The sequence below is a fragment of the Hymenobacter saemangeumensis genome, assembly GCF_039541835.1.
GTDB lineage: Bacteria > Bacteroidota > Bacteroidia > Cytophagales > Hymenobacteraceae > Hymenobacter > Hymenobacter saemangeumensis.
The window spans coordinates 100,569-127,552 of record NZ_BAABGZ010000027.1 but is presented as its reverse complement, the minus strand read 5'-3'; the positions used below and the strand labels follow the sequence as shown (position 1 = coordinate 127,552).

Here is a 26,984-nt window from a genome sequence, read left to right as displayed (position 1 = left end):
AGGTTGACAAGAATGCTAGTTCCCCTCACCAGCCGCTGGCCAGCACGTCGGCGATGTGCAGGCACCTGAGCGGCAGCTTTTCCTTTTTGATGTAGGCCTCCAGGTGCATCAGGCAGCTCACGTCGGTGCTGATGATGAAGTCGGCGCCGGTGTCGAGGGCGTGCTCGACTTTTTGCTGGGCCATGGCCACGGAAATGGCCTCAAATTTAACGGCGAAGGTGCCGCCGAAGCCGCAGCAGGTGCTGGTTTCGGCCATTTCCAGGCGGGTCAGGCCCGCTACGCCATCGAGCAGCTGGCGCGGGCCCTGCCGGATGCCGCACTCGCGCAGGGCCGAGCAGGAGTCGTGGTAGGTGTACTTGCCCGCCAGCTGCGCCCCGGGAATGGCCGTGATGCCCAGCACGTCGACCAGAAACTCCGTGAGCTCATAGGTGCGGGTTTGCACGGCCTGGCAGGCTTTCTCCTCGGGAGTGCCATTGAATAAGTCGCGGTAGCTGTTGCGCACCATGCCCACGCAGGACGCCGAGGGGCTCACCACGTAGCGCTTGGGGTGACCCTGAAAGTCCTCCAGAAACTTGTCGGCCACCGCCCGGCTCTGGGCTTTGTAGCCGGCATTGTAGGCCGGCTGCCCGCAGCAGGTCTGGGCAGCATTGTAGCTGACCTGGCAGCCCACCTTTTCCAGCACCTTCACCATGTTCATGGCAGTTTGCGGGTAAAGCTGGTCGACAAAGCAGGGAATGAAGATGTCGACTTGAGGAGATGCAGGAGGCATGTAGGAAGGCTGAGTGATGCGGGCGAGCCCGGGTAGCTGCCGGATTACCAGGTAATAATTTTAGTGAATCGCCGCGCCAAATACACCCGCTGCCTCGTCGCGGGCCCAGGCAAAGGCCGCCATGTCGAGCCCGGTGGGCTCGCCTACTTCGGCTGCGAAGCTCAGCAGGTTTTCGGTGGGCATGTTGCCGGTCAGCTCATCGGCCGCCATGGGGCAACCGCCAATGCCACCGATGGCACCGTCGAAGCGGCGGCAGCCGGCTTCGTAGGCCGCCTGCACTTTCTCGCGCCAGGTGCCCGGTGTGGTGTGCAGGTGAGCGCCGAACTCAATCTGCGGGAAGGCCGGAATCAGCTCTGCAAACAAGGGGCGGATGGTATCGGCGGTGCTGGCCCCAATGGTGTCGGAAAGGGCCACCACGCGCACGCCCAACGCCGCCAGGTGCCGCGTGAAGGCGGCGACGGTTTCCGGGCCCCAGGGGTCGCCGTAAGGGTTGCCAAAGCCCATGGAGAGGTAGGCTACCAGGGTTTTGCCGCGCTGCTCGCACAGCTCGTGCATGGCGGCCACGTCGGCCAGGGCCTCGGCGATGGTCTGGTTGGTATTGCGACGCTGAAATGTTTCCGACACCGACAGCGGGAAGCCCAGGTAGCTGATTTCGGGGTAGTCCATGGCGGTTTCCGCACCCCGGCGGTTGGCCACAATAGCCAGTAGCTTGGTACGCGTCTGGCTCAGGTCGAGGCCGGCCAGCACTTCGGCGGTGTCGCGCAGCTGCGGTATGGCTTTGGGCGACACAAACGAGCCGAAGTCCAGCGTGTCGAAGCCTACGCGCAGCAGGGAATTCAGGTAGGCCGTTTTGGTGGCAGTGGGAATAAAGTCCGTCAGGCCCTGCATGGCGTCGCGCGGGCATTCGATAAGCTTCATGGCAGTAGTAGGGGGTGGGAAAGCCCGGCAAAGGTAGGCATGCTCCAAGGTCTGGGAGCGAACCGGCAGGCGCTGCCTGGGGTTTACAGGGCATGGTTCTTTCCTCACAGTTTCTGCCACGTATTGGGCGCTTCTTCCTGCTGCCTTTGTTGCTGCTCGTGGCCTGCGGCAAACAGCAAACGCTGCAGGGCCTGTTTCAGAAGCAAACCCCGCACCAGGCATATGCCCGCCTGCTCCGTCAGGCTGGCCTCGACCGGCGCCCGGCCGGGCGTGCCTGGCTCGACGCGGCCGAGCAGGCCCTGCGCGATTCGCTGGTTGTCATCCTGCCCTTGGCCGAAACCGGCTACTTTCGGCCCGAGCGGCCCACGGCCAGCAGCTACCGCTACGCCGTGCGCGCCGGCGAACAGATTCACGTAAGCCTGACGCTGGCTCCGGGCAGCGCCGCGCGGGTATTTATCGACGCCTTTGAGGTAGTGCAGGCCCAGGCGCCCCGCCCCCTGGCCTCAGCCGATACCCTGCAGCTGGAATTCCGCTACCACGCCAAGGAGGACGGGCAGCATTTATTGCGCGTACAGCCCGAGCTGCTGGCTGCCGGCCGGTACACCCTGCGCCTGCGCCGCGAGCCCAGCCTGAGCGTGTTTCCGGTGCTCGGACGCAGCGATGCGGCCGTGGGCAGCTTCTGGGGCGCCGAGCGGGACCGGGGCGCCCGCCGCCACGAGGGCATCGACATCTTTGCGCCCCGCGGCACGCCGGTAGTGGCGGCTGCCGGCGGCTACATCACCCGCACCGGCATCACCCCGCTGGGTGGGCGCGTGGTGTGGCTGGCCGATACCGAGCACGGTGCTCACCTCTACTACGCCCACCTCGACCGCCAGCTGGTGCAGCCCGGGCAGCGGGTGCAGCCGGGCGATACGCTGGGCCTGGTAGGCAGCACCGGCAATGCCCAGGGCACCCAGCCCCACCTGCACTTCGGCATCTACCGCGCCGGCCAGGGCGCCGTTGACCCTTTCCCGGCTGTACGCCGTCCCGACGTGCGGCCCGACGTACCCCAGGGTACCGACCAGCGGGGCGAGTACGTGCGCCTGCGGAGTGCGGGCGCCCTGGGCCGCCGCCCTGGCGACAAGCCCGCAGCCCGCGCCGCTCAGCTGAGCAAGCAGCTGCCGCTGCTGGTACTCGGCCGGCAGGGTACCGCGCTGCGCGTAGAAACGCCCGATGGCCGCACGGGCTACGTGAGCGTTGCGGCGGTGCTGCCAGCCGGCAGCCAGCCCCTGCAGCGTCTGGCCCTCAAAACACCAGTGGAGCTGCTGGCCCGGCCCCTGGCGGCTGCTGCAGCCCTGGCAGCCCTGCCCGGGCGCACCCCCGTGGCGGTGCTGGGCCAGGACCGGGAGTTTTCTCTCTTGCGGGGCCCGGGCGGGGAGGTGGGCTGGGCTGTTATCTGATATAGAAAGTACGGTGGGCTAGGCTGGGCGAGCGCAGAATGGAAGGGCGTGCCCACTGCTTTTATTGAACAGCAATGCAGCTTTTTGCGCTTGTGGGCTGTCAAAGCGCCGAATAGCATTGGGCAGCTTCCTGCAACCCCGGCTGCGGCCTTGCGTTAGCAAAGCCAAGGCCGTACTTTGCGCTGCTCACTTCTTTTCCATCACACCTGTTTACACTTTTTACATGGCTGATTCTTCACAATCCAACTGGGCCGATATGGCCGCCTCGCTGCTTTCCAAACTTTCCGGCGGCGTTGAGCTTAGCCTCGCCTTCGAGCAGATGGAGCTGCAGATGCCTAATTCTTCGAATTCCAGCGGCCCGGCGGCTACCTGGCGCCTGAATGGCTCGCTGCGCATCCGTACCCGGGGCGAGAATCCTCCCGCCGCGGCTGCCCCTTCCGCTCCCCAGCTGCCGGCTAATCGGCCCGATTCCGTTGGCTAGCCAATTAGAGGTCGAGGCCCAGCTCGTCATCAACTGGAACGGGCATGATTTGCAGCTGGTAGCGGCCGGCACCTATCTCATCCTGAACATTCCCAGCCAGCAGGTGCTGGATTTGCTCACGGCCGGCCCGCCCAAGCCGCCGGGCCATGTAAAGCCTGCCAAGCCGCCCGGGCCCGACCCCATGCAACAAATCAACGACCTGGCCCGGCAGCTAGGCTGGGTGCTGGATTTGCGCGTTGGCGGAAAAACCTACGTCACCTTCGGGGTGCAGCGTACTCCCAAAATCACGCTCAATGCCGTGCTGGGAAAAATAGGCTCTTTCTTCCGCTGAGCCAGCTGCTGGCTTGAACTAAATATTCTCAAATCAGTTAGTCAGTAGTACTTCTTGGCGCTGCCCGATGAACTCCGAACACGAACATAAAAACAGGGTGAAGGCCGGGCACGCAGGCTCCGCTTTTCGGCGCATCGAACGGCTGCCGCCCATGCTGCTGGTGCTCTACCTCGGGCTGGTAGCCATCACCAGCATGTTCGTTATTCTGGTGGGCGCTTACATCCACACCCATCATAGCAATGAGGTGCCGTCGGGCCTGCATCCCTTCCCCCGCTACTTCTCGCTCAGCACCATCGTGCTGCTGCTAAGCAGCTACACCATCGGCCAGGCCCGGACGCTCTATCAGCGCGACGACCTGGTAGCCCTGGCCCGCTGCCTGGCCGCCACGCTATTGCTGGGCTGCGTCTTTTCCGGCCTTCAGTTTCTGGGCTGGCGCGAGCTGGTGCAGCAAGGGGTGTTTTTCTCGGGCGAAGCCAGTGGAACCTACATCTACCTCATCTCGGCCTTGCACGTGGTGCACCTGCTGGGAGGCATGCTGTACCTGCTGGTTCTGCTGCTGCGCGTAATTCATGCCGAGCGCGATGCCATCCGCGCCCTGGTGTTTATCCGCAACCCGTACTACCGGCGTCAGCTGACCTTGGCCGCCACGTACTGGCATTTTATTGATGCGCTGTGGGTGGCCCTGTTTGCGGTATTTCTGTTTCTGTACTAGCCTGTTAAGGCATTGACCAAAAAAGGCGGCCGGAGATATCCGGCCGCCTTTTTTGCTGCCTAGATGAGGCAGCGTTACGGGACTACCTGCAGCCAGCCTTTAAACTTGCGGCCGTCGGTGTAGGTAACCAGGTAGTAATACAGACCCGCAGCTCCTTCGCCGCTCCAGCGAAACTCCCGGTTGTCGGACTGGTACACTTGCTGCCCCCAGCGCGAAAAAATCCGGAGGCTGGTGAAGTAGGCGTCGCAGAAGTTAGGCGGCAGGTCGGGCAAGCGGAACTCGTCGTTCAGCCCGTCGCCGTTGGGGGTGATGATGTTGTAGAGCTTCACTGCCATCGTATCGGGGCTGATAACCTGGAAGCGAATGCGCTGCACCTGCGGCAGCGACCGGCAGGTCTGGTCAACCAGCTGAAAGGTTACGGTGAGGTCGCGGTGGAGATTTACTGCCCGGCAGTCGGCTTCCCAGCGGAAGGTACCCCGGGCTTGCCCGGCTCCGTTCGTGGCCTGAAACTGCATCCCGGCATCGCTCAGGCTAAAATTTTCGGCGGCAGCCGTAAGCAGCAGCTGGTCGCGGTCGGCATCGGTGCCGGCCAGCGTGGCGGTATACACGCCGCCCTGCGGCAGGCGCACCACCGGAATGGGAGTAGCGGCAGTAGGAGCGGGCAGGGTAGAAGTTAGCTGGGGCGCGGCGTTGCTGTAGTCTACCTGAATGGGCACCGTGACGGTGGCCGTTTTTCGTTCGGTGCAGGGGTTTGTTACGGCAGTAAAATCAAACTGCCTGAGCGGCGGGTCGATGGCCGAGCAATTTACCCGCCAGCTAAACCGCCCGCGCTGCTGGTTGCCCACCGTCGACTGCGTCAGGCTGGCGCCAAGCGAGGCAGGGGAGAAGCCTTGCCCGCTCATCTCCAGGGAAATGGCGTCGTTGTCGGGGTCGGTGCCCAGCACGTCGAACTCCACCAGGTCGCCCACGCGCACCCGCAGGGGCTGTACCGGGCCGGCGGTGGTGGTAATGGTGGGCAGCGCGTTCGGCGGCGGCACCGCCGTGAAGGCTATCCGGACAGTGTCGCGGCGCGGCAGGCTGCAGCCATTGTCGCCTACTACCACATCCAGCAAAAACACCCGGCCCCGGGTATTGATGCAGTCCGGAAAGCATAGGGTGGCCGTCAGGGTATCGGGGGCACCCGGGGTGCGCACCGAGCCACTGGTAGCGGTGGTGAAGTTGGGCAGCAGGCCCGTGAAGTTAACGGGGTTCAGCGACAGGCTCAGGCGGGAGTTCGGGTCGGGGTCGGTGAAGCGCAGCTGCACGCAGCGGTTGCTGCCGGGGAAGAAGCGCAGGGTATCCCGGCCGGGAACGTAGGGTGCGGGGCTGGCCGGCGAGGGCTGCACCACCAGGCTGGGCTGTTGGTTGATGGCGCAGTTGAGCACCATCATTTGAAAGTCGCGGCGCGACTCCCCAATTTTTTCCCGGTTGCGGTACTCGGTACAGCGCACCCCAAACACGAACAAGCCCAGGTTGGTGGGCCGCACCGTGAGGCGCCCGGTAAACCGGTCGATGCGCAGCGTGGGAGCGCCCGGAATCTGGTTGAACTGTCCCAGCCCCGGCAGCCAGCTGATGGTGGAGTAGGGGGCCGGCATTGCCGCCGTGGGCTTGGGAAGGTTGGCATCGGCGTGCCCGTTGAGCGGAGTCACCAGGTCGTACACCAGCGAGTCGCCGTCGACGTCGCTGCCCGAGAAGTCGTAGTAGAACAGCTCATTGCGGCAGGCATAGTCGGCCAGCGGGGGAAAGATGCGGGGCGTAGAATCGATAAACGGCTGCCCGTTGCGCACCACGGCCGGAAACTCCAGGTAAAAAGCCTGGCCGGCCGCGCTGGGCACCTGAATGTTGCTGATGCTGTTGTTGCGGCAGCAGCGCTCCACGGCCACATAATAGCCCTGCGGACTATTATAGGTGTTGGCAGGAAGGGTAATAATGCGGCTGTACACCAGCTTGCGGGTGCTCAGGTTTGGAACCGCGCACACCGGGTTGGTATAGCTCACAAACGTGTTGCTGGTAAGGGGCAGCACCACATTGGCCATGCGGCTGTTGTTGCCTTTTTGGAAGATGCTGGCGGTCAGGTCGGCGTCAAGGGCCTGGGGACTGCCGTTGAAGGCATCAAAATACAAGTTCAGAATCAGGCGGTAGCTGTCGCCGCTCTGGTACTCCAGCTCCATTTCTCCGCCCACAATATGGGTGGCCCGGGCCGGGCCGGCCCATGCCATCAGGCTGGCCACCAAAAGGAGCAAGGCCGGAAATGAATGCCTTGGCTTGGAGAAGCGAAATAGCATAAATGCGAGAAATAGATGAAAAGAATGCTAAAGATACAAGCCAAAGCCCAACTTTTGCCAGGTATGTTCTAACCGGAACCGGTACCCGCCAGACTGGGTTACCGTACATATCGATGTATATTTCGGGCAGATTTCCCATCCATCGTCCCATTTTCTTTTTATTGCTCCTGCGTATGATTCGTACCGTTTACCTGATGGCCCTATGTGGTCTGACTCTGAGTGCCTCGGTGGCCCAGGCTCAGCAGCAAAGGCCTGTGCTCGACTTTTCCGTAACGCCAGCCGATATCAGCAGCGCGGCGGCCCGCCAGTGCGCGGCCGCGCACATCAGCACGGCGCAGCGCCAGCCGCTAACGACGGTAGCCCACCGGGCCAAGATGGAGCGCTACGATGTGAAATACTACAAGCTCGACATTGCGCTGGAAAACAACTCCCGCAACGTATCGGGCTCTACCTGGATTCGCCTGCGCGTGGGCAGCCAAGCGCTCGACTCCCTGGCGTTTGAGCTGTACCAGGCCCCGCTTAACTCGCCGGCCGGCACCGCCACTCTGCTCATCGACTCGGTGGTGGTGAATGGCCGCCGCTCGCCGGGCATTCGCCGCGCAGGGTCCGATGCAACGGCCCGCCTGGCGCAGCCGGCTCCGGCCGGCTCGCTTGTCGATGCCCGCATCTATTACCGGGGCACCGCGCCGCGCGGCAACTCCGCGGCCATTGGCAATGCCCTAAGCACCGCTACGCAGTACCGCATGGGTGGCGTAAACTATCCGTACAACGTTACCTGGAGCCTGTCGGAGCCCTATTCTGCTCACGAGTGGTTTCCCTGCAAGCAGGTGCTGACCGATAAAGCCGATTCTACCGATGTGTGGGTGACCACCACGCTGCCCAATAAAGTAGGTTCCAACGGGGTGCTGGTGCGCACCGTGACTTTGCCCAGCAACAAGGTGCGCTACGAGTGGAAGTCGCGCCACGCCATTGCCTACTACCTGATTTCGGTGGCCGTGGCCCCTTACGTCGAGTATGTCAACTACGCCAACCCGGCGGGTGGGCCCCGGGTACCTATTGTCAACTATATCTACGACCCGAACGCCCTGAATTACTACCGTACGGAGATAGACCGGACCCCCGGGTTTATCGAAAACTTTTCCACTGTGGCGGGCCTCTACCCGTTTGCCGATGAGAAGTACGGGCATAGCATGGCGCCGCTGGGCGGTGGCATGGAGCACCAGACCATGACGACGCAGGATGGATTCGACTTTACCCTGACGGCCCACGAGCTGTTTCACCAGTGGTTTGGCGACAACGTTACCTGTGCGTCCTGGCAAGACATCTGGATTAACGAGGGCTTTGCTTCGTACGGCGAGTACCTTTCCCTGCAGGCCTTTGCCACGCCGGCCGATGCCCGTGGCTGGATGGATAACTCCCATACCTATGCCCAGCGCAGCTCAGGCAGCGTGTTCGTGGCCGACACCAACAACGTGTCGCGTATTTTCGATTACTACCTCACTTATAAAAAAGGCGCCGGCGTGGTGCACATGCTGCGCTTTCTGCTGAACGACGACGCTAAGTTTTTCCGGGCCATCCGCACCTTTCAAAGCCAGTACCGCCACTCCACTGCCCGCACTGCCGACCTGCAGCGCGTATTTGAAGCCGAAGCCGGGCGCTCACTGGCGGGCTTCTTCCAGCAGTGGTTCCGCGGGCAGGGCTACCCCACGTTTGAGGTGCGCTGGAACCAGATTGGCAGCACATTCGTGATGCGCGTTACGGAAACGGCCTCCATGCCAGCCGTCACGCCCTTTTTCGACACGGACATGGAGTACCGGCTGAATTTTTCAGATGGCACCAACCGCGTCATTCGCGTGCGACAGGGCCAGCCCGTCGAGAATTATAGCATCCCGGTGAATGCCACCGTCAGCAGCGTCACCATCGACCCGAACCAGTGGGTGATGAACCTGCCTTCGACGCCCACCCGCGACGTCTCCCTGGCCTTGTCGGCCCGCCGTGCGGCCGGCGCTGCTACCCTCAGCCTCTACCCCAATCCCTGCCACGAGCAGCTCACGCTGGTCGACCTGCCCGTAGGCCGCGCCACCGCCGAAGCCCTGGATGTAACCGGCCGCGTGGTGCTGCGCCAGGCCGTGGAAAGCGCCCGCCCGCAGCTGGATACCCGCAGCCTGGCCCCTGGCCTGTACATCCTGCGCCTGCTCGGCCCCGATGGCCAGCCACTTAGCCAGGCACGCTTCGTGCGCGAATAGCTTCACGGCAAAAGGAAAAGGCCCGTTCCCTTATCGGAACGGGCCTTTTTTGTGGGAGCCGTGGCCTGATACGCTGCCTGAAAGCAAGCAGGTCGTCTAAAACCTGTCGTGATAATCCGCAACCAGGCGCTGTACCTGCTCGTCGGGCATTGGGGCATCGAAAAGGGCACGCATCAGCTCATCAAAAGAGCAGGCCCGGGTGAAGCCCGGTTGCAGCACGGCATTGCTGGCCAGGCGAATAAAGAGGGGCTGCCGGTCCATCATCACATAGTCCAGGGTAATCAGGCCATAGCGCTGGTTGCAGTGGCCGGTTTGGGGGCAGTCGGTAGGCGTGGGCTTCAGCAGCTGCTTCAGCAGGGTTTCGGTATGGCGCTGCTGCTGCTGCGTGCGCTGGTCGGTGCAGGCCCGGTGGTAGCCCAGGGCCAGTACGCGTTCGGCAAGGTGCTCGAAGAAATGGCGAAAGTTGCCGGGCCCGATGCTGGCGTCGTAGTGAAGCAACACCCCCTGACGGCCGTTTTCCTGCAGGAGCTCCACCCGCAACCCACGCTGGCCGCCGGCACCGCCCTTCAGCAGGTGGTAGGCTTTAAAGTACGGCCCCAGCCAGTTTAAGAACACGCGCTGCTGTACCCAGCGCGCGTGGCTGCGGGCCTGCTGCGGCGTCAGGGCCACGGCATGCCACTGCGCGTGCGTGGCTTTGGAAGAAAAAAGCTTTTGGAGGAAGTGTAGCAAGGTGGCAACTGCTGAGGTGCTGTCAAAACACCGGCTCTCTGAAATAGTTTCTGCCCGGCGGTTGCCAAAGCAGCCGATGGACTACCGAACCCAGGCATCATAAAAAAGGCCAGTTCGATTTGAACTGGCCTTTTTCAGGAATTCAAGGAGGAGGCTTAGGGACTTAAAATGGCTGTTGCGCCTACTTTACGCGCGTCCAGACCTGCGACTTGCCAATAAGCGAAAAGCCGATGTAGCCTTTTACTTCCATGGTGTTGGCATTCTCCATCTTCATGTAGCACGAATAGGTTTTGCCGCTTTCCGGGTCGTAGATTTTGCCATCGTCCCACTTGTTGTCGTCATCGTACTGAAAGCCCTGCATAAACACCAGGCCCAGACGGGGCCGGGTGCGGAGCTTAACATCGGGGTTCATGGTATCGGTCTTGGGCTTTCCCGTTTCCGGGTCGTTCGGTACGGCCAGGCTCACAATCTTGCCACAGAGCTTATCGCCGCACTTGTAAATCTCGAAGTTGGCTTTCTTATCGGCATTGGTCCAGATGCCCACCGGGTTTAGATTTTGGGCGGAAGCAAAGCCTGCCAGACCAAGCAAGAGGGCAAAAAGCAGGATGAGGTTTTTTTTCATGTCTTCGCAAAGGTGAGAGTTACCGCTAAAAAGGTAAGTCAAAAAAACGACGCTGGCTTAGAATGCCTGGGCCTGCCGCCGGTACGCAAGTTTGCGGCCAAAGTTAAATCCGGCAATTTCTCTTTTGTTTTTGATGGATACCTAAAAAAAATCAAACTGTAAATCAGGGCTCAACGGCCGGGACAGTGGATTCGACCCCAAAAAAGACTGTTTTATTTTGAACCTTCCCCTGGCTTATTAACTTTACCACGCAGTAGCGAGTGCTACGGCCCCGTCCAAGTAGCCCTAAGGTGCTGGGCAGCGCGAACGGGGTTATGTGGAACGTAAAGAAAGGAGGTACAAAATGTCTAGTAGTCCCAAACAAATCCTGCCAAGCCTGTCGAATGTCGTACGCTTCACCGCAGTACGCGCCTAACAACAGCTTTCGTGGGGTAGCCTCCTTTGCTTCCCACATTCGGCCAGGTCTTACTAGATAAAGATGCCGGAGCTGTACCCCAGCTTCGCCGCTTGGTAAGATTTGAAGGATTAGATGCCCGGTTTGCCCAGCCGCCCTTCAGTGGGCCGGCACAGGCAGGCCGGGCATCACTGCGTTTAAGCCCCAGGGTGTGCCCCGTCGTTGGCACCCGGTTTATAGGCTTTAGCGCGTCGTTCTCTTCTTGCTGGTTGTGGCAGCTGGCCGGGCTTTACTGGCCGCTTTGCGAGGGCGCGCAGTAGGTTTCCTAACAGCTTTTCGGGGAGCGGCTTTTCGGGCCGGCTTCCTTTTTACAGTCTTCTTTTTTACCGCGGCTTTCTTAACAGCCCCGGCGGGTGCTGCCACCGGCGTGGGCACAGGAACTGCCGGTACCACTACAGGGGGAGCCGGCGCCGGGGCCGTAACTGCCGGTGCGGCTGGCCGGGGAGCAGGCTCTTTGGTTGGGCGCAATGCCGAGCCGGTACCCAGTACCCGCCGCACCTGCATAAAGCGCCGCTCGTAGTCGCTGCCTTCCACCTGGCTGATTTTTACGCCCGACTCTCGCCGGGCCGAAGACGAGTGTACAAAGCGCAGAGGGCCCTGCGGCCCGGCCGAGATGATGATGCCGGCGTGGCCCGGCGTAGTGGCCGTAGGGGCCGTGCCGGTAAACACCACGATGTCGCCAGGCAAGGCCTGCTCCCGCGGTACCGGCGTGCCCACGTCAATCAGCAGAGCGGTGGAATGCGGCATCGACACCCCGAAGTGCGCGAACACATACTGCACAAAGCCCGAGCAGTCGAAGCCGCTTGCCGGGGTTGTGCCGGCATAACAGTAGTTTGTGCCCAGCTGCTGCAGGGCGTAGTGCACCAGGCTGTCGCGGCGGACCATGCGGCCCAGCAGAGCAGCCCGGGGGCGGGCCGAGGTAACGTAGGCGGTTACCGGCGCGCGGGCTGCGCGCCCGTTAGCCACCGCTACAGGCAAGCTGTCGGGCAGGCTGGGCCTGCTGGTCTCTCCGCCCGGCCCTCGCTCCAGCCGGGGTAAAATCCCGAGCATGGCCAGCAGCAGTCCTACAAAAATCAGCCAGATAAAGCGCATATAATTCCAAGGAAGCAAGGCTCCTGGCGCCGGTGAGCGCCAGCTTAGTTGCTAACGCGGCAGCGGGCCGCTAGGTTGGAGACGTCCCCGGGGCCGTATTTTGTGCCTTTACCGTCAATTGCTTCTTTTTTATCTTTCCCCTGATGCTTAAAAATCCCCTTTCGTTTTTCCGCCGGTATGCCCTGACTGCGGCCCTGGCACTGGCTGCTCCGCTGGCCGCCCTGGCGGCGCCGGCGCCCTCGCTGCGCTACACCCTGGCCATGCCAGCGCCCCAAACCCATTACTTTGAGGTTCGCATGGACCTGGGTGGCTTCGGCAGCGAGTACACCGACATTAAGATGCCCGTGTGGGCGCCGGGCTCTTACCTGGTGCGGGAGTTTGCCCGCCACGTAGAGGGCCTGCAGGCCCAGACGCCGGATGGCAAGGCGCTGCCGGTAGAGAAAATCAACAAAAACACCTGGCGGGTGCGCCACTCCAAGCAGCCGGACTTTCAGGTCAGCTACCGCGTGTATGCCTACGAGCTGAGCGTGCGCACCTCGTTTATCGACGCCGACCACGGCTACCTCAACGGCAGCAGCGTGTTTATGTACCCGGCCGATAAAAAGGACCTGGGCAGCACCGTAACCGTTGAGCCAGCCGCTGGCTGGGCCCGCGTGAGTACCGCCCTGCGTCCCGTGCCGGGCAAAGCGAAGTTCACGTTTAAGTCCGACAGCTACGACGAGCTGGCCGACTCGCCCATGGAGATTGGCAACCACAAGGTGCTGCAGTTTACGGCGAACGGGACCCCGCACGAAGTGGCCATGTACGGAACCTACACCGCCGACGAGCCCAAGCTGCTGGCCGACATGCAGAAGGTGTGCGAGGAGTCGCACAAAGTGGTGGGGAAGAACCCCCTGGACCGGCCCTACGTCTTTATCGTGCACAACGTGGAGCGCGGCGGCGGCGGCCTCGAACACCTCTACTCAACCACGCTGGTGGTGGGCCGCAACGCCTACCAGACGCCGGCCGGCTACAGCTCCTACCTGGGGCTGGTTGCGCATGAATATTTCCACCTCTGGAACGTAAAGCGCATCCGCCCCGTCGCCCTGGGGCCGTTCAACTACGACGAGGAAAACTATACCCGCATGCTGTGGGTGAGCGAGGGCATGACCGAGTACATGTCCAACGTCATTGTGGAGCGCGCCGGCTTTCAAAGCCAGCAGGAATACCTCAACGACATGGCTTCGCAGATGACGTCGGTTGAGAACACGCCGGGCAACAAGGTTCAACCCGTGTCGGAGGCCAGCTTCGACGCCTGGATTCGCTACTACCGGCCCAACGAAAACTCGCCCAACTCCCAAATCAGCTACTACGACAAAGGGCAGATGGTGGGCCTGGTGCTCGACCTGATGATTCTGGAAGCCAGCAAAGGCGAGAAGCAGCTCGACGACGTGTTCCGCCTGCTTTACGACAAGTACTACCTGCAGCTCAAGCGCGGCTTCACCGACCAGGAGTTTCAGGATGCCGTGGCCACGGTAGCCGGCCGCCGCTTCGACGACTTTTTTAAGAACAGCGTGTACGGCACCAAAACGCTGGACTATGCCACGACCCTGGGCTATGCCGGCCTGGCCGTAAGCACCTCCCCCCTGAGCGCCGACGGTAGCCTGGGAGCCAACATTGCCAACCGCGGGGGCCGCCTGCTGGTCACTGGCATCGAGCGCGATGGCGCCGCCTGGGCGGGTGGCCTGAACGTGAACGACGAGATTCTGCAAATCAACGGGGCCGCCGCCAGCGAAGAAGCCCTCAAGCAGCTGGCCGGCCGCCCAGCCGGTACGGAAGTAAAGCTGCAGGTAAAGCGCGACGGCCTGCCCCGCGAGCTTACCCTGAAGATGCAGCCCGTACGTGGCGTGCGCTACCAGATTCAGCCCATGCCCAGCCCCAGCGCCCAGCAGCAGAAAATCCTGGCCAAGTGGCTGAGTCCGAAAAAATAGACCGCAGATTTTAACGGATTTGACGGATAAGAACGGATTCATTTCCGCTTGTTCTTGCATCAAAATCAGAATGGCCACTGCAACGGTAGCAGTGGCCATTTGTTTAGGCTGAGTTTAGGGCTTTAGAATCCGTTCTCATCCGTCAAATCCGTTAAAATCTGCGGTCAGACAATCCGGGTCAGGGCCACTTCCCGCACGGGGGCAATAACCAGCGGTACCTTCTCCACTTTCACGGAAGAAGTATCCAGGCCGAAGTATTTGTCTTCGGAGGCAATGAACTGGCGGATGTAGAAGTAGGCCTGCATCACCAGCTTTTCCAGGGTGGGGAAGTCGTTTTCCACGCTGAGGAATTTCTCCAGCACCACGAAACGGAAGTCGCCGGTAACGTGGCGCTGGCTGAGCGACTCGTAGCGGGAGGTGATGTCCACTTCCTTGTTGCGCACCAGGTCTTCTACCACTTTGCGGAAATAGAGGTTGATGCGCTGCTGTACCCGGAAGCCCAGGCGGAAGTTGATGCGGAACACGTCGTCTTTGGCTACCTCGGTCACCTTGTACTCCATGGTATAAGGCTGGTCGGTGGTCTCCACGTGGATAAACCAGTAGATGTCGGCCCGCTTCGGACGCTTCTGAAAGATGGAGTAGATAATTTTCTGCTCAATCTCGGTGCTGCGCTCGGCCGAAGTCAGAAACACCAGGTGAGTAGAGTACTTGGGCACCGTATCGTCGTTGCTGAGCTGCTTGAGCGCGTCGATGTAAGGCTCCAGGCGAACAAACTCGGTAAGGCGGCGCTTGATGTAGAAGGCCTTGAGCCACACATACATCACCCCGATAAGCGCGCTGCCGATAGCCAGCGACACCCAGCCCCCGTGGGGGAACTTGATGAGGTTGGCAATAAGGAAGGAGCCCTCAATCAAGCCATACAGCAGGGCAAATGCAATTACCAGGGGCTTGGCTACTTTCTTGGCGCGCAGCCAGATAGTGAGCAGGATGGTGGTCATCATCATCGTGAGCGTAATGGCCAGGCCATAAGCCGCTTCCATGTTTGATGACTCCCGGAAGTAAAGCACCACGGCGATGCAGCCCAGCAGCAGCAGGCGGTTCATGCTGGGCACGTAGAGCTGCCCCTTCACGTTGGTGGGGTAGTTGAGCTTCACCTTGGGCCACATGTTCAGGCGGATGGCCTCGGCCACCAGCGTGAAAGAGCCCGTAATGAGGGCCTGCGAGGCAATGATGGCGGCAATAGTGGCCACGCCTACGCCAATGAGCAGAAACCACGCGGGCATCAGCTCATAAAAAGGGTTGCGCCCGGCCAGCTGCTGGCCCTGGTGCTCCAGCAGCCAGGCCCCCTGGCCGAAGTAGTTAATCAGCAGGCAGGTTTTTACAAAAATCCAGCTGGTGCGGATGTTGTTCTTGCCGCAGTGCCCCAGGTCCGAATACAGGGCCTCGGCTCCGGTAGTACAGAGAAAGACGGCGCCCAGCAGCCAGAAACCACCGGGGTACTTCACCAGCAAATCGTAAGCGTACATGGGGTTTGCCGCCTTGAGAATGCCGGGGTGAGTGATGATGCCTTTCAGGCCCAGCACCGCCAGCATGGTAAACCACACCATCATCAGCGGGCCAAAGGCCTTGCCCACAATCTGGGTGCCGAAGCTCTGCATGAAAAACAGGCCCAGCAGAATGGCGATGACGATGGGCACGGTCGGGATGTTGGGGTACACAGCTTGCAGCCCCTCAATAGCCGATGAAACCGAAATGGGGGGCGTTATAACGCCATCGGCCAGCAGAGCCGCCCCGCCAATAATTGCGACAGCCGACAGCCAGGCGCCGCGGCGGCGCACCAGCGCATAGAGCGAGAAGATGCCCCCCTCGCCGTTGTTGTCGGCATTGAGCGTGAGCAGCACATACTTGACGGTGGTTTGCAGTGTCAGGGTCCAGAGCACGCAGGAAATGCCGCCGTACACCAGCAGCGGGTCGATAAGGCCCGGCACAATGGCCTTCATCACATAAAGCGGCGACGTACCAATGTCGCCGTAGATAATGCCCAGCGCAATAAGCAGGCCCGCACCGGAAACGGCATGGTGCCCGTGTTTTGACGAATCCATGAAAAATAAGGGATAGGAGGTAGGGGGTCGGTGAGGGCGGGCCAGGGACGGCTCACTTATTGGAGCAAAGGAAAATGGCCGGGCGAAGTAACGGGCTAGGTTGGTTCTGAGCCGGGCTGGGATGCTTGCTCCCGCAGCTGAGCGGCCAGGGCTTCCTGGCGGCGGGCTTCATCGGCTGCCGCCAGCAGGAGAGCCGCTTCGGCTGCGGCGCGGTCGTGCAGGCGGTGTATCCGGCGGTTTACCTCGCCGCTAAGCTGTTGCCAGGCGGCACTATCGCCGGGCAAGGCAAAATTGACCATCTGCTGGCCCAGGCGGTGCAGGCGCAGGCGGTTGGTGCCGCGGCGCCCAAATGCCAGCATCAGCGCCGTAAGGGCCATGCCCAGCATAGCCGGCCCCGTGCGCAGCCAGTTGCTCAGAAAGGCAATCATCACGGCGGCCAGGCCCAGGCCACCCAGCAGGTACCACAGCAGCCACTGCACGGGCGTCAGCTCCACCCGCTCCAGCTCCAGCAGCAGAAACGTCTGGCCTTTTACGGTGAGACGGTCATTGGTAAGCGTCACTCGCTTATCGGGACTGCTGATAGTGGGCAGAATTTCGAGGGGAGGCAGCTCCACCGGCCGCGGGGCGGCAACGCCGGCCGGCCCGTGTGCAAAAGTGCTCCCCGGAAGGGGACTGGGGGGCTCGGTAGCCGCCGGCTCCGGGGTAGGTGCTTGCATGGCGGGGGAAGAAGAGGCCTTGGTTGTTGCAGGGGAGGGCTGGGCCAGCGGACGCTGAGCGGCCGTACTGGTTTGAACCCAGCCCGGCGCGGCAACCCGGGTAGCCGAGGGCGCGGCCTGCGCCGCACCCTCGACAGTCCCTCAGTTATTTACTTTGAGGAGCTCCACGTCAAAAATGAGGGCCGTGTCGCCCGGGATGTCGCGGCCGGCGCCCCGCTTGCCGTAAGCCAGCTCCGAGGGAATGTAAAGGCGGTACTTGGAGCCTTCGCCCATGAGCTGCAGCGCTTCCGTCCAGCCGGCAATTACGCCGTTTACGGGGAAGGTAGCCGGCTGGCCGCGCTGGTAGCTGCTATCGAACACCTTGCCGTTGATGAGGGTACCGTGGTAGTGCGTGGTTACCGACGAGCGCAGGGTGGGCTTCTTGCCACTGCCTTCGGTAATTACTTCGTACTGCAGGCCGCTGGGCAGGGTGGTTACGCCGGGCTTCTTGGCGTTTTCGGCGAGGAAGGCTTCGCCTTCGGCTTTGTTGTTCATGGTATCGGGGGTTGAGGTGTCGTCGTCTTCCATGCCGCCCATCTGCTCCTGCAGCTGCATCATGGCTTGTTGCATCTGTTCCTGGGTAAGGCGGCTGGGCAGGCCCTGCAGGCCTTCTTTGAGGGCCGCGGCCAGCACATCAATGTCGAGGTCCAGGCCCTGCTGGGCGAAGTTGCGGGCCAGGTCGCGGCCAATGATGTAGCTAACCTGCTGCTGATTGGTGTCGAGGGTCATGAGATTCAGGGAAAGACGCTTCTCAGCGCCGGTTTGAAAGGATAGAAAAGTGCGTTAAACGGGGATGCGCTCTGAAAAGCTGGGTCTATCGGCCTTTGTTTTTGCCGGGCAAATGTCGGCACTGCGGCGCAAATGGGAAGAAAAAAGCCCCGCTGTAGGGCGGGGCTTGCAGAAAGATGCGCCAGGCGCATTAGAAGGACTAGCAGTAGTGGCAGGCTTCCTCGCCCTGCAGGCTAAAGCTCAGGTCAAGGTCGCGCAGCTGGGTAGCTAGGTAGCTCAGCGAGCTGAAGCCACCCAGGAGGAGGAAGGAAGAGAAAGCAGTGGTCTTTTTCATAACTCAGAAAGACAGTAGGTGCCCCGGAGGGCATAATTGGTTTTAACTCTGCAAATATACGAAAAATCTGAGAAAAATGTTATGCATGCAGTGTAATGGGGCGGCTGATAATCCAGTGTCCGTTGTTCTGCCATCGGCTTATCTACGGCATGAGCTGCAATGCTTTTGCTTCATTACCGCAGCATTTAGCCATATTTTGCCGGCACTCCATAGCGGGTGAGCCCGCACTGAGCCTGGCTTTTTTCAGCCAAAAAAATTCTGAGTAAAAGTTGTCGTGCGGTGCGGAGCGCTTACCTTGGCGCTTTATAGTAAACTCACAATTTTTTATTCGTAATGAAAAACCATCTGTTGCTGCCTCTGGTACTGTTTACAATGACTGCGTCGGTTGCGCACGCCCAAACTTCCATCAGCCTGGGTTTTCGGGCCGGGGGCAACTGGGCTACCCGGGCCGGCGATGACCCGGAATACAAACCCTACACGGGAAGCTCTACCGGAACAGTTACCGCCCGCTCGAGCTCGGATTATACCCGCTCTGGCTTGCTGGCACCGCAGTTTGGCGCGGTGCTGGACGTTCGTTTTGGCAAGCTGGCGCTTCAGCCGGCCCTTTTATTTACCCAGAAAGGCGTGGAGCAGCAGATGACTGTAAACAGCAGCTTTACCTATTCATACAACGGCTTTCCCAGCTCCGTCCAAACTATCAAGGAGAGCATGCACAGCATCAGCCGCCCAAACTACCTCGAAATACCGCTTAACCTGGTTTATACCACTGGCACAGACCACGGCTTTCAGCTGTTCGCGGGCCCATACATGGCCTTTGGGGTAGGGGGGCGCAGCGAGCTGGAATACGAAGGCAGCAGCTCCTCAAATGGCAGCAGCAGCAGCAGCAGCAACAGCAATGGCTATTACAGTTACGGCAATACCTTCTTCGCGTACCGGGATACTTACCCGGGCCCACAGCCAGCTACCTTCAACAACAATACCCGCGCTACTCCCTTCGAAGCCAGCAGCGGGGCGTACATAGCCCGGCGCTTTGATGCCGGGGTGAATGCCGGCATAGGCTACCGCTTCAGCGCCCTTCAGGTGCAGCTGGGCTATGGCCTGGGCCTTGTTAATCAACAGGCTGAAAAAGCACCCGGCTTTCGCGACGAGATGCCTGCGTACTATCAACGGGTAGCCCAGCTTACCGGCACTTACTTTTTTAAGGTGAAATAGGAAAGGAAGGCTACCCTTCTTTCTCTCAGTCGCGGCAGTTACTTAACTTCCTGCACCTCTACCCGGCGGTTGCGGGCATCGGGCGTGGCATAGAGCGGTTTGGAGTCGCCGTAGCCAATGGTTTCGAGGCGCCCAGCGTCTATGCCGGCCTGAACTAAGTAGTCCTTTACGGCGGCAGCCCGCTGCTCGCTCAGTATCCGGTTTTTACTGGGTTCGCCAATGCGGTCGGTATGCCCGGCCACCCGTACCCGCAGCTCCGGCCGCCTACGCAGCTGGGCCGCGAGCGAGTCGAGGGCCGGGGCTGCCGTAGGAAGCAGCTCGGCCGTGCCCAGCTTGAACAGCACCGTAGGCAGTACCAACGGGGCGGCGGTAACCGGAGCGGGCAGCGCCGCTGCCTCCGACGTGGCTATGGCTGGCGAGGCAGCGCCGGGCAGCTCCGCATCGGGAGCTGTCGCCGGCGGCACGGGCTCGGGCTTGCGCGGCGCGGGGCCGGCTACTTTGATGGTGATGGGCACCACTGCGCTGCGGTCGGTGACATAATACCCCTGCATAAGGTAAAACGTCGTCGTTTTGCTGAGCCTGGTACGGTACGTATTGCCGGCGGCCAGGGGCTTGCGCAGGTCGGCATCGGCAAACCAGCGCACGTTCTTGCCCGTCACTACCAGGTCGGTAGCCACCCCGGCCGGCACGGTAGCGGCCGATTTAAGCCTTACCCGGTACAGCTCCAGGTCGCCGGTGCTGCAGCTCATCAGGGGTTGGTAGGCGGCCTTGCCGGTTAGCTTTTCCTCCGCGGCATCGTAGGTGAACACGATGCCGCCGCGGCACCATACGCCGTTGCGCGGCGAAATATCAAACTCGGTTCCTTTGTGGCTAAGGCTGACTCCGCTTTTGGTGCGGCTGCCTTCCATGCGGAACAGGACCTTGTACTCGGGCTGCCCGCCAATTTCCTGGTAGAGCTCGCCGCTCAGGGCATTGCCTTTGCCGTTTTGCAGGCTAAGCTGCACGGGCCAGTATTCGAAGTCGCTGCGGCGGGTGATGGGGTTGCGCTCGACGCCCTGCCACTCGCCCGACAAATCCTGGGCGGCCGCGGTGGACAGGCGTAGTAAACCAAGCGCAGTCAGGGCTAGGCTGGTTTTCATGGCACAAAAATAAAAAAGAGGTTTATTCGATGGTGACAAGCCAGGTCAAAACCACGCAGCAAATGCGGGCATGCCTAACAGCTGCCGGCGGCAGCCGCAGCCATAGACAATCGGCCTGCTCCGGGGATGCAAGCCGCTTACCGCTTCACAAACACCAGCCAGCTCGACTGCCGGGCCGTTTCTGTGCGCCGGTTGCCCAGCTTCACCACCTGGCCGCCGCGCTTGTACCAGCCTTCGTCCCAGTCGCCCATGTCCAGGTACAAGGCGTTACGGACACCCAGCTCCAGCAGGTCGTCGCCAAACTGCTTCATGGTAAGCGCATCCGCCACACTCTCGGCCACCGCAAACCGCCCGTTGGCAAACTCCACCAGGGCCCGGCGCTGAAACACGCTGCCGCCCGGGTCCCTCAGGTTCTGGCCCTGATACAGCAGCAGCTCCTGCAGCAACAAGGTGCCGTGCTGCCGGCGCACTACCTGAAGCTGCGGGTTGGCGGGCGGCTGTCCTTTCGCAATGCGGGAAATCCTGAGGCTGTCGCCGACAATGGTGAGTACGCCATCCAGGAAGCCTAGCCGGGGCCTGGCCTGCAACTCCCGGCCCTGGTCAATCAGCAGGTCCAGGGGCTGGTCAGTTTCCAGGTCGGTGTACGCGGCCGCGACGCTGAGCTGGTAGCGGCTATCGGCGGCGTCCGGGCGCTGGGTTACTACCCGAATGGCCAGGTCGCCGGGATGAAACAGGGAATACTGGTTACCATTGGCCGTGGTGCGTCCTTCCAGCCGTACCTGCTGCGCCGAGTACTGGCTGCAGGACAAAAGACCGGCCAGTAGCCAAACCAGGTTGCGGCTTTTCAGAATGGGCATGGCGAGTGTACAGGAAATGTGGGGCGACCACGAAGGCTGCTACCGGTAAAGGTGGACATCACGGGCCGTAAAGCCAGCGGGCCAATGCACCTTATGGTTGCAGCCGCTGGCTTTCTATATAAGCCGTTTACTTCAGCTCTTCAATCTCAACGCGCCGGTTCCGGATATCGGGGGAAGGGTAAAGCAGCCGGGTATGGCCGTAGCCGGTGGTTTCGATGCGTTCGGGCGCGATGCCGGCATTGACCAGAAAGGCTTTCACCGCCCCGGCCCGCTGTTCAGACAAAACCTTGTTTTTGCCGGCCTCGCCAATCCGGTCGGTGTGGCCGGCTATGCGCAGTCGCAGCCGGGGACGGGCTTTTAGCTCCGCCGCCAGGTGCTGCAGCGCAGGAGCTGACTCGGGCAGAAGCTCGGCTGTGGTGCTCCGGAAAAGGACGGTGGGTAGAACCATTGCAGCTGGGGAGGGGGCAGTAGCTTTAGCAGGAGCAGGGCCTGGTTTTGGGGCCAGGCGAGGCGCTTTTTCCAGGGGCACTGCTTCCACCGTAATGGCTACCGGCTCGCTGTGCCGGGTTGGGTAAAAGCCCTGGGTAAGGTAGAAGGTGGTGGTTTTGCTCAGGCGGGTGCGGTAGCTGTTGCCTTCGGCCACCGGCTGGCGCAGTTCCGGGTCGGCATACCACTGCACCTGGCGGCCAGACACGCGCAGGGTGCTGGCTTGACCCGCCGTTACCTTGGCGGGTGATTTGAGCTTGACCCGAAACAGGTCGAAGGAGCTATTGGAGCAGTTGTTTACCGGTCGGAAAGTGGAGTAGCCCGTCAGCCTTTCCTCACTGGCATCGTAGGTAAACTCCACGAAGCCCTGGCACCAGGAATAATCGCCGTTACCGCTTTCAAACAAAATCCTGGTCTGGTCGAGCCGAATGCGCTGGGGGGGTATGCTGCCCATCAACCTGAAACCGGACGAAGCTGGTGGGCTGGTTGCCGACTTCCTGCTCCAGCATACCCGTAATGTGGCTACTTTTGTCTTCCTGAATGGTGAGCACAGCCGGCCAGAAGCCCATTCTTGGCAGGTGGGTTTCCACGCCCTGCCACTGGCCCGACAAGTCCTGGGCCGCCGCCTTGGTCAGGCAGAACAAACCGAGCGCCATGCTTGCAAAGCTTGCTTTCATGAGGGCGAAAGTAGGGAGAACAACCAGCGCGAGTTTAGGCGAAGCCGTAAGTCATGCCTGGCATTCTGGCAAGGCTGTGCCTCGCAACCGAACGACGGTAGCTGAACATGATGGTCGGCGCAGTCCCGTATTGCCGCTGCGCGGCAGAGGAGGCACAGCCTCCACGTCGTGGTTGGTCACAGTTACGGCTTTGCCTAATTAACTCGCGCGAGCCAGGGTATTGGAACTACGCCTAGAGCGTGTTAATGACTAATTGAGGAAATTCGGGGATGAAAAAGCCCCATCCTGGATATCCGAGTGATGTAAGCGACGAAGAATGGGCCTTTGCCGCGCCCTATCTGACGTTGATGCGTGAAGCGGCTCCGCAACGGGAATACCCGCTGCGGCACTTGTTCAACGCCGTGCGCTACCTGGCCCGCACCGGGGTGCCCTGGCGCTACCTGCCGGGCGATTTTCCGGCCTGGCCGGCCGTCTACCAGCAGCTGCGCCGCTGGCTCGACGCCCGGTGTTTCGAATCCATGGTCGACGATTTGCGCCAGTTGCTGCGCACGGCCCAGGGCCACGCGGCCGAGCCCTCGGCTATCTTGCTCGACAGCCGCACGCTGCAAAGCACGCCTGAAAGCGGGCACCGGGCGGGCTACGACGGGGCCAAACGGCGCAAGGGCAGCAAGGTGCATATCGCCGTGGATACGCTCGGGCACCTGCTGGCAGCGCTCGTCACGCCGGCCAACGAACAGGACCGGGCCCAGGTGGCGGCCCTAACCGAAGAAGTGCAGGCCATCACCGGCCAAAGTGTGACCCTGGCGTACGTCGACCAAGGCTACACGGGAGAGGAACCAGCGCAGGCGGCGGCAGAGCAGGGCATCGCGCTGCATGTCGTGAAATTACCCGCGGCCAAACGCGGCTTTGTGCTGCTGCCCAAGCGCTGGGTCGTGGAACGCTCCTTTGCCTGGGCCGCCCGGTTCCGACGATTGGCCCGGGATTACGAACGCCTCACCACTACCTTGGAAGGCATTCACTACCTTGTGTTTGCCTGCCTCATGCTCGTCAAAGCAAACCACATCAACCTGCTAAGTCATTAACACGCTCTAGAGAAATCCTACATATTCCTTCTATACTGCCCGCCTACCTCAAACAGCGCATTCGTAACCTGCCCCAGGGAGCAGAACTTCACGGCTTCCATCAGGGCGTCGAACATGTTGCCGTTGGTCACGGCCACCTGCTGCAGCTGCTTGAGCTGCTGCGGGGCCTGAGCAGCGTTGCGGGCGTGCAGGTTGCCCAGCATCTCAATCTGGTAAAGCTTTTCCTCTTCCGTGGCACGGATTACCTCGGCCGGGATGATGGTAGGCGAGCCCGTGGATGAGAGGAAGGTATTCACGCCGATGATGGGGTACTCGCCGGTATGCTTGAGCATCTCGTAGTGCAGGCTTTCCTCCTGGATTTTGCCGCGCTGATACATGGTTTCCATGGCGCCCAGCACGCCGCCGCGCTCGGTGATGCGGTCGAATTCAAGCAATACTGCTTCTTCCACCAGGTCGGTCAGCTCCTCGATGATGAAGGAGCCCTGCAGCGGGTTTTCGTTCTTGGCCAGGCCCAGTTCCCGGTTGATGATGAGCTGAATGGCCATGGCGCGGCGCACCGAGCCCTCGGTGGGCGTGGTGATGGCCTCGTCGTAGGCGTTGGTGTGCAAGCTGTTGCAGTTGTCGTAGATGGCGTACAGCGCCTGCAGCGTGGTGCGGATGTCGTTGAAGTCGATTTCCTGGGCGTGCAGCGAGCGGCCGGAGGTCTGAATGTGGTACTTCAGCATCTGGCTGCGCGGGTTGGCGCCGTACTTCAGCTTCATGGCCTTGGCCCAGATGCGACGGGCCACGCGGCCAATCACGGCGTACTCGGGGTCGATGCCGTTGGAGAAGAAGAAGCTCAGGTTGGGCGCGAAGTCGTTCACGTCCATGCCGCGGCTGGCGTAGTACTCCACGAAGGTGAAGCCGTTGCTCAGCGTCAGGGCCAGCTGGGTGATGGGGTTAGCGCCGGCCTCGGCAATGTGGTAGCCGCTAATGCTGACCGAGTAGAAGTTCCGCACCTTGTGGCGGATGAAGTACTCCTGCACGTCGCCCATCAGGCGCAGGCTGAACTCGGTGCTGAAGATGCAGGTATTCTGGGCCTGGTCTTCCTTCAGGATATCAGCCTGTACGGTGCCGCGCACCTGGGTGAGCGTTGTGGCCTTAATGGTGGCGTACACCTCGGCCGGCAGCACTTGGTCGCCGGTCACGCCCAGCAGCAGCAAGCCCAGGCCGTTGTTGCCGTCGGGCAGCTCGCCCTGGTAGCGGGGCCGGGCCACGCCCTTCTCCTGATAGATGGCGTCGATTTTGGCTTCCACCTCGTCTACCAGCCCATTTTCCCGGATGTACTTCTCGCAGTTCTGGTCGATGGCCGCGTTCATGAAAAACGCCGCAATGGTAGCAGCCGGGCCGTTGATGGTCATCGACACCGAGGTGGCCGGGTGGCTGAGGTCGAAGCCGGAGTATAGCTTCTTGGCATCGTCCAGGCAGCAGATGCTCACCCCGGCGTTGCCGATTTTGCCGTAGATGTCGGGCCGGTGGTCGGGGTCTTCGCCGTAGAGCGTCACCGAGTCGAATGCCGTGCTCAGGCGCTTGGCGGGCAGGCCGGCCGATACGTAGTGGAAGCGGCGGTTGGTGCGCTCGGGGCCGCCTTCGCCGGCAAACATGCGGGTGGGGTCTTCGCCTTCGCGCTTAAAGGGGAATACGCCGGCGGTGTAAGGGAACTCGCCGGGGAAGTTTTCCTGCATGGCCCAGCGCAGGCGGTCGCCCCAGCCGGTGTAGCGCGGCACGGCCACCCGCGGAATCTGCAGGTGCGACAACGACTCGTACTTGGTCTTGACGCGGATTTCCTTGTCGCGCACCTTGTACACGTATTCCGGGTTGCGGTAGTTCTGCAGCGTAGCCTCCCAGTTTTCGAGGATGGCCTGGGCCTCGGGGTCGAGGCGGCGCAGCTGGGTCTGGATCTTCTTGGCAAAGTCGGCCACCATGCCCGCGTCGGCCTGTTCGCCCTGGAAGTGCTTTTCCAGGGTGGCGAAGGAGCCGGCCACTTCGGCAATGGCGGCCTGCTCGGCCACGCGCTTGTCGTAGGCGCGGTTGGTTTCAGCAATTTCCGAGAGGTAGCGCGTGCGGTGGGGCGGGATGATGTAGACCTTTTCCGACACCTCGGCGCTGGTTTCGAGCTGGGAGGCGAAGGTGGCGCCGGTTTTCTTTTCCAGTACCTGCAGCACGGCCCGGTACAGGCGGTTCATGCCCGGGTCGTTGAACTGCGAGGCAATGGTGCCGTGCACCGGCAGCTGGTCCAGGGGCTGGTCCCAGAGCTGGTGGTTGCGCTGGTACTGCTTGCGCACGTCGCGCAGCGCATCCAGGGCCCCGCGCTTATCAAATTTGTTGAGGGCGATGACGTCGGCGAAGTCGAGCATGTCGATTTTCTCCAGCTGCGTAGCGGCGCCGTACTCGGGCGTCATCACGTACAAACTCACGTCAGAGTGCTCGATAATTTCGGTGTCGGACTGCCCAATGCCGGAGGTTTCCAGAATAATCAGGTCGAAGTCGGCGGCGCGCACCACGTCCACGGCGTCCTGCACGTAGCGGCTCAGCGCCAGGTTGCTCTGGCGCGTGGCCAGGCTGCGCATGTACACCCGCGGGTTGTTGATGGCATTCATCCGAATCCGGTCGCCGAGCAGGGCCCCGCCGGTTTTGCGCTTGCTGGGGTCGACGGAGATAATGGCCAGCGTCTTTTCCGGGAAGTCGAGCAGAAAGCGGCGCACCAGCTCATCCACCAGGCTGGACTTGCCCGCGCCGCCCGTGCCGGTGATGCCTAGTATTGGGGCCTTAGTTGTCAGTTGCTCGTTGTCAGTTGTCAGGTCCTGGGCCTGGCCTTTTTCACTGGCAACTGACAACTGATAACTATCAACTAACTGCTGGCGCACTTTCTCGAATTCCTCCGGGAAGTTTTCGGCGGCCGAAATCAGGCGGCCAATGCTGCGGGCGTCCTTGTCCTTGATGTGCTTCACCTCGCCGTTGAGGTTCTGGCCGGTGGGGAAGTCGCAGCGCTGCAGCAGGTCGTTTATCATGCCCTGCAGGCCCAGGGCGCGGCCATCGTCGGGCGAGTAGATGCGCTCGATGCCGTAGCCCTGCAGCTCGGCAATCTCGGTGGGCAGAATTACGCCGCCGCCGCCGCCAAACAGGCGGATGTGGCCGGCGCCGCGCTCCTTCAGCAGGTCGTGCATGTACTTGAAGTACTCGTTGTGCCCGCCCTGGTAGCTGGTGATGGCAATGGCCTGGGCATCTTCCTGAATGGCGCAGTCCACAATCTCCTGCACCGAGCGATTGTGGCCCAGGTGAATAACTTCGGCGCCGCTGCTTTGAATAATGCGGCGCATGATGTTGATAGCAGCGTCGTGCCCGTCGAAGAGCGCGGCCGCCGTTACAATGCGGATATGGTTCTGGGGTTTATAGGGAGCAACTGGAGCAGGGTGCATGGGCGGGATATTTAGGGGAGCGAAGGTACGAAAAACGCCCCGTCGCAGGGCAACGGGGCGTTTCCG

Annotated in this window: 23 protein-coding genes; 8 read left to right on the top strand and 15 right to left on the bottom strand. The window is 61.4% G+C overall.

Annotated elements, in window-relative coordinates; genetic code table 11:
- Positions 1-25 precede the first annotated feature (25 nt).
- Both ABD919_RS12370 and ABD919_RS12365 read right to left on the bottom strand, forming a co-directional pair.
- Entirely contained in the window at positions 26-769 is a 744-nt protein-coding gene (locus tag ABD919_RS12370) for a (Fe-S)-binding protein (RefSeq protein ID WP_345236327.1), read from the bottom strand.
- 60 nt (positions 770-829) lie between these two features.
- On the bottom strand, positions 830-1,687 hold the full coding sequence (locus ABD919_RS12365; RefSeq protein WP_345236326.1) for a hydroxymethylglutaryl-CoA lyase: 858 nt from the start codon (positions 1,685-1,687) through the stop codon (positions 830-832).
- A 92-nt stretch (positions 1,688-1,779) separates the two neighbouring features.
- Between ABD919_RS12365 and ABD919_RS12360 the strand changes: the two genes are divergently transcribed.
- From ABD919_RS12360 to ABD919_RS12345, 4 genes are all read left to right on the top strand, one after another.
- A complete protein-coding gene (locus tag ABD919_RS12360) occupies positions 1,780-3,126 on the top strand; it encodes a M23 family metallopeptidase (RefSeq protein WP_345236325.1) in 1,347 nt (448 codons plus the stop codon).
- A gap of 223 nt (positions 3,127-3,349) precedes the next feature.
- Positions 3,350-3,607 carry a hypothetical protein gene (locus tag ABD919_RS12355; protein WP_345236324.1) on the top strand — a complete coding sequence of 86 codons (258 nt, stop codon included), beginning with the start codon at positions 3,350-3,352 and terminating at the stop codon, positions 3,605-3,607.
- Complete coding sequence (locus ABD919_RS12350; protein ID WP_345236323.1) at positions 3,600-3,938, top strand: hypothetical protein; 339 nt, start codon at positions 3,600-3,602, stop codon at positions 3,936-3,938. The genes ABD919_RS12355 and ABD919_RS12350 overlap by 8 nt, the downstream gene beginning before the upstream one ends.
- A 67-nt stretch (positions 3,939-4,005) precedes the next feature.
- The gene (locus tag ABD919_RS12345) at positions 4,006-4,650 is read left to right on the top strand and encodes a cytochrome c oxidase subunit 3 (protein ID WP_345236322.1); all 645 of its coding nucleotides are present in this window, start codon (positions 4,006-4,008) and stop codon (positions 4,648-4,650) included.
- Positions 4,651-4,724: 74 nt separating this feature from the next.
- On the opposite strand, the gene ABD919_RS12340 is transcribed toward ABD919_RS12345, so the two are convergent.
- Entirely contained in the window at positions 4,725-6,974 is a 2,250-nt protein-coding gene (locus ABD919_RS12340; RefSeq protein WP_345236321.1) for a T9SS type B sorting domain-containing protein, read from the bottom strand.
- A 173-nt stretch (positions 6,975-7,147) separates the two neighbouring features.
- On the opposite strand from ABD919_RS12340, the gene ABD919_RS12335 reads away from it, so the two are divergent.
- Entirely contained in the window at positions 7,148-9,220 is a 2,073-nt protein-coding gene (locus ABD919_RS12335; protein ID WP_345236320.1) for a M1 family metallopeptidase, read from the top strand.
- A gap of 96 nt (positions 9,221-9,316) precedes the next feature.
- On the opposite strand, the gene ABD919_RS12330 is transcribed toward ABD919_RS12335, so the two are convergent.
- The 3 genes from ABD919_RS12330 to ABD919_RS12320 all read right to left on the bottom strand — a co-directional run bounded on the left by ABD919_RS12330 (position 9,317) and on the right by ABD919_RS12320 (position 12,117).
- Entirely contained in the window at positions 9,317-9,949 is a 633-nt protein-coding gene (locus tag ABD919_RS12330; RefSeq protein ID WP_345236319.1) for a hypothetical protein, read from the bottom strand.
- A gap of 181 nt (positions 9,950-10,130) precedes the next feature.
- A complete protein-coding gene (locus ABD919_RS12325) occupies positions 10,131-10,571 on the bottom strand; it encodes a DUF2147 domain-containing protein (RefSeq protein WP_345236318.1) in 441 nt (146 codons plus the stop codon).
- A 637-nt stretch (positions 10,572-11,208) separates the two neighbouring features.
- A complete protein-coding gene (locus ABD919_RS12320) occupies positions 11,209-12,117 on the bottom strand; it encodes a C40 family peptidase (RefSeq protein WP_345236317.1) in 909 nt (302 codons plus the stop codon).
- Positions 12,118-12,260: 143 nt separating this feature from the next.
- Between ABD919_RS12320 and ABD919_RS12315 the strand changes: the two genes are divergently transcribed.
- Positions 12,261-14,087: a M61 family metallopeptidase gene (locus tag ABD919_RS12315; protein ID WP_345236316.1), complete on the top strand. Its 1,827-nt coding sequence runs from the start codon at positions 12,261-12,263 to the stop codon at positions 14,085-14,087.
- 164 nt (positions 14,088-14,251) lie between these two features.
- Here ABD919_RS12315 and ABD919_RS12310 read toward each other — a convergent pair whose 3' ends face one another.
- The 4 genes from ABD919_RS12310 to ABD919_RS12295 form a co-directional block, all read right to left on the bottom strand.
- On the bottom strand, positions 14,252-16,189 hold the full coding sequence (locus ABD919_RS12310; protein WP_345236315.1) for a KUP/HAK/KT family potassium transporter: 1,938 nt from the start codon (positions 16,187-16,189) through the stop codon (positions 14,252-14,254).
- 95 nt (positions 16,190-16,284) lie between these two features.
- Positions 16,285-16,905, bottom strand: coding sequence for a hypothetical protein (locus ABD919_RS12305; RefSeq protein WP_345236314.1), 621 nt, complete (start codon positions 16,903-16,905; stop codon positions 16,285-16,287).
- Between the two features lie 141 nt (positions 16,906-17,046).
- Positions 17,047-17,673, bottom strand: a complete 627-nt coding sequence (gene bamJ, locus ABD919_RS12300; RefSeq protein WP_425556412.1) for a BamJ family beta-barrel-assembly machinery protein — start codon at positions 17,671-17,673, stop codon at positions 17,047-17,049.
- 199 nt (positions 17,674-17,872) lie between these two features.
- Entirely contained in the window at positions 17,873-18,007 is a 135-nt protein-coding gene (locus ABD919_RS12295) for a hypothetical protein (RefSeq protein WP_345236313.1), read from the bottom strand.
- A 372-nt stretch (positions 18,008-18,379) separates the two neighbouring features.
- On the opposite strand from ABD919_RS12295, the gene ABD919_RS12290 reads away from it, so the two are divergent.
- On the top strand, positions 18,380-19,219 hold the full coding sequence (locus ABD919_RS12290; protein ID WP_345236312.1) for an outer membrane beta-barrel protein: 840 nt from the start codon (positions 18,380-18,382) through the stop codon (positions 19,217-19,219).
- A 38-nt stretch (positions 19,220-19,257) separates the two neighbouring features.
- Here the strand turns inward: ABD919_RS12290 and ABD919_RS12285 are convergent, their stop codons facing one another.
- From ABD919_RS12285 to ABD919_RS12270, 4 genes are all read right to left on the bottom strand, one after another.
- Positions 19,258-20,358: an OmpA family protein gene (locus tag ABD919_RS12285; protein WP_345236311.1), complete on the bottom strand. Its 1,101-nt coding sequence runs from the start codon at positions 20,356-20,358 to the stop codon at positions 19,258-19,260.
- Positions 20,359-20,495: 137 nt separating this feature from the next.
- A complete protein-coding gene (locus tag ABD919_RS12280) occupies positions 20,496-21,215 on the bottom strand; it encodes a hypothetical protein (protein WP_345236310.1) in 720 nt (239 codons plus the stop codon).
- 127 nt (positions 21,216-21,342) lie between these two features.
- Complete coding sequence (locus ABD919_RS12275) at positions 21,343-22,155, bottom strand: OmpA family protein (RefSeq protein ID WP_345236309.1); 813 nt, start codon at positions 22,153-22,155, stop codon at positions 21,343-21,345.
- The gene (locus tag ABD919_RS12270; RefSeq protein ID WP_345236308.1) at positions 22,100-22,378 is read right to left on the bottom strand and encodes a hypothetical protein; all 279 of its coding nucleotides are present in this window, start codon (positions 22,376-22,378) and stop codon (positions 22,100-22,102) included. The genes ABD919_RS12275 and ABD919_RS12270 overlap by 56 nt, the downstream gene beginning before the upstream one ends.
- Before the next feature lie 269 nt (positions 22,379-22,647).
- Between ABD919_RS12270 and ABD919_RS12265 the strand changes: the two genes are divergently transcribed.
- Entirely contained in the window at positions 22,648-23,460 is an 813-nt protein-coding gene (locus ABD919_RS12265; protein WP_345236307.1) for an IS5 family transposase, read from the top strand.
- Positions 23,461-23,477: 17 nt separating this feature from the next.
- Here the strand turns inward: ABD919_RS12265 and ABD919_RS12260 are convergent, their stop codons facing one another.
- On the bottom strand, positions 23,478-26,918 hold the full coding sequence (locus ABD919_RS12260; protein ID WP_345236306.1) for a methylmalonyl-CoA mutase family protein: 3,441 nt from the start codon (positions 26,916-26,918) through the stop codon (positions 23,478-23,480).
- Between the last annotated feature and the right edge of the window lie 66 nt (positions 26,919-26,984).

Excerpts from the sequence above, each read along its gene's own strand:
- ABD919_RS12325 (WP_345236318.1), bottom strand. The coding sequence starts at position 10,571 with ATGAAAAAAAACCTCATCCTGCTTTTTGCCCTCTTGCTTGGTCTGGCA.
- ABD919_RS12365 (WP_345236326.1), bottom strand. The coding sequence starts at position 1,687 with ATGAAGCTTATCGAATGCCCGCGCGACGCCATGCAGGGCCTGACGGAC.
- ABD919_RS12295 (WP_345236313.1), bottom strand. The coding sequence starts at position 18,007 with ATGAAAAAGACCACTGCTTTCTCTTCCTTCCTCCTCCTGGGTGGCTTC.
- ABD919_RS12305 (WP_345236314.1), bottom strand. The coding sequence starts at position 16,905 with ATGCAAGCACCTACCCCGGAGCCGGCGGCTACCGAGCCCCCCAGTCCC.
- ABD919_RS12315 (WP_345236316.1), top strand. The coding sequence starts at position 12,261 with ATGCTTAAAAATCCCCTTTCGTTTTTCCGCCGGTATGCCCTGACTGCG.
- bamJ (WP_425556412.1), bottom strand. The coding sequence starts at position 17,673 with ATGACCCTCGACACCAATCAGCAGCAGGTTAGCTACATCATTGGCCGC.
- ABD919_RS12370 (WP_345236327.1), bottom strand. The coding sequence starts at position 769 with ATGCCTCCTGCATCTCCTCAAGTCGACATCTTCATTCCCTGCTTTGTC.
- ABD919_RS12335 (WP_345236320.1), top strand. The coding sequence starts at position 7,148 with ATGATTCGTACCGTTTACCTGATGGCCCTATGTGGTCTGACTCTGAGT.
- ABD919_RS12360 (WP_345236325.1), top strand. The coding sequence starts at position 1,780 with ATGGTTCTTTCCTCACAGTTTCTGCCACGTATTGGGCGCTTCTTCCTG.
- ABD919_RS12345 (WP_345236322.1), top strand. The coding sequence starts at position 4,006 with ATGAACTCCGAACACGAACATAAAAACAGGGTGAAGGCCGGGCACGCA.
- ABD919_RS12260 (WP_345236306.1), bottom strand. The coding sequence starts at position 26,918 with ATGCACCCTGCTCCAGTTGCTCCCTATAAACCCCAGAACCATATCCGC.
- ABD919_RS12310 (WP_345236315.1), bottom strand. The coding sequence starts at position 16,189 with ATGGATTCGTCAAAACACGGGCACCATGCCGTTTCCGGTGCGGGCCTG.
- ABD919_RS12270 (WP_345236308.1), bottom strand. The coding sequence starts at position 22,378 with ATGAAAGCAAGCTTTGCAAGCATGGCGCTCGGTTTGTTCTGCCTGACC.
- ABD919_RS12265 (WP_345236307.1), top strand. The coding sequence starts at position 22,648 with ATGAAAAAGCCCCATCCTGGATATCCGAGTGATGTAAGCGACGAAGAA.
- ABD919_RS12320 (WP_345236317.1), bottom strand. The coding sequence starts at position 12,117 with ATGCGCTTTATCTGGCTGATTTTTGTAGGACTGCTGCTGGCCATGCTC.
- ABD919_RS12285 (WP_345236311.1), bottom strand. The coding sequence starts at position 20,358 with ATGAAAACCAGCCTAGCCCTGACTGCGCTTGGTTTACTACGCCTGTCC.
- ABD919_RS12290 (WP_345236312.1), top strand. The coding sequence starts at position 18,380 with ATGACTGCGTCGGTTGCGCACGCCCAAACTTCCATCAGCCTGGGTTTT.
- ABD919_RS12340 (WP_345236321.1), bottom strand. The coding sequence starts at position 6,974 with ATGCTATTTCGCTTCTCCAAGCCAAGGCATTCATTTCCGGCCTTGCTC.
- ABD919_RS12355 (WP_345236324.1), top strand. The coding sequence starts at position 3,350 with ATGGCTGATTCTTCACAATCCAACTGGGCCGATATGGCCGCCTCGCTG.
- ABD919_RS12275 (WP_345236309.1), bottom strand. The coding sequence starts at position 22,155 with ATGGGCAGCATACCCCCCCAGCGCATTCGGCTCGACCAGACCAGGATT.
- ABD919_RS12280 (WP_345236310.1), bottom strand. The coding sequence starts at position 21,215 with ATGCCCATTCTGAAAAGCCGCAACCTGGTTTGGCTACTGGCCGGTCTT.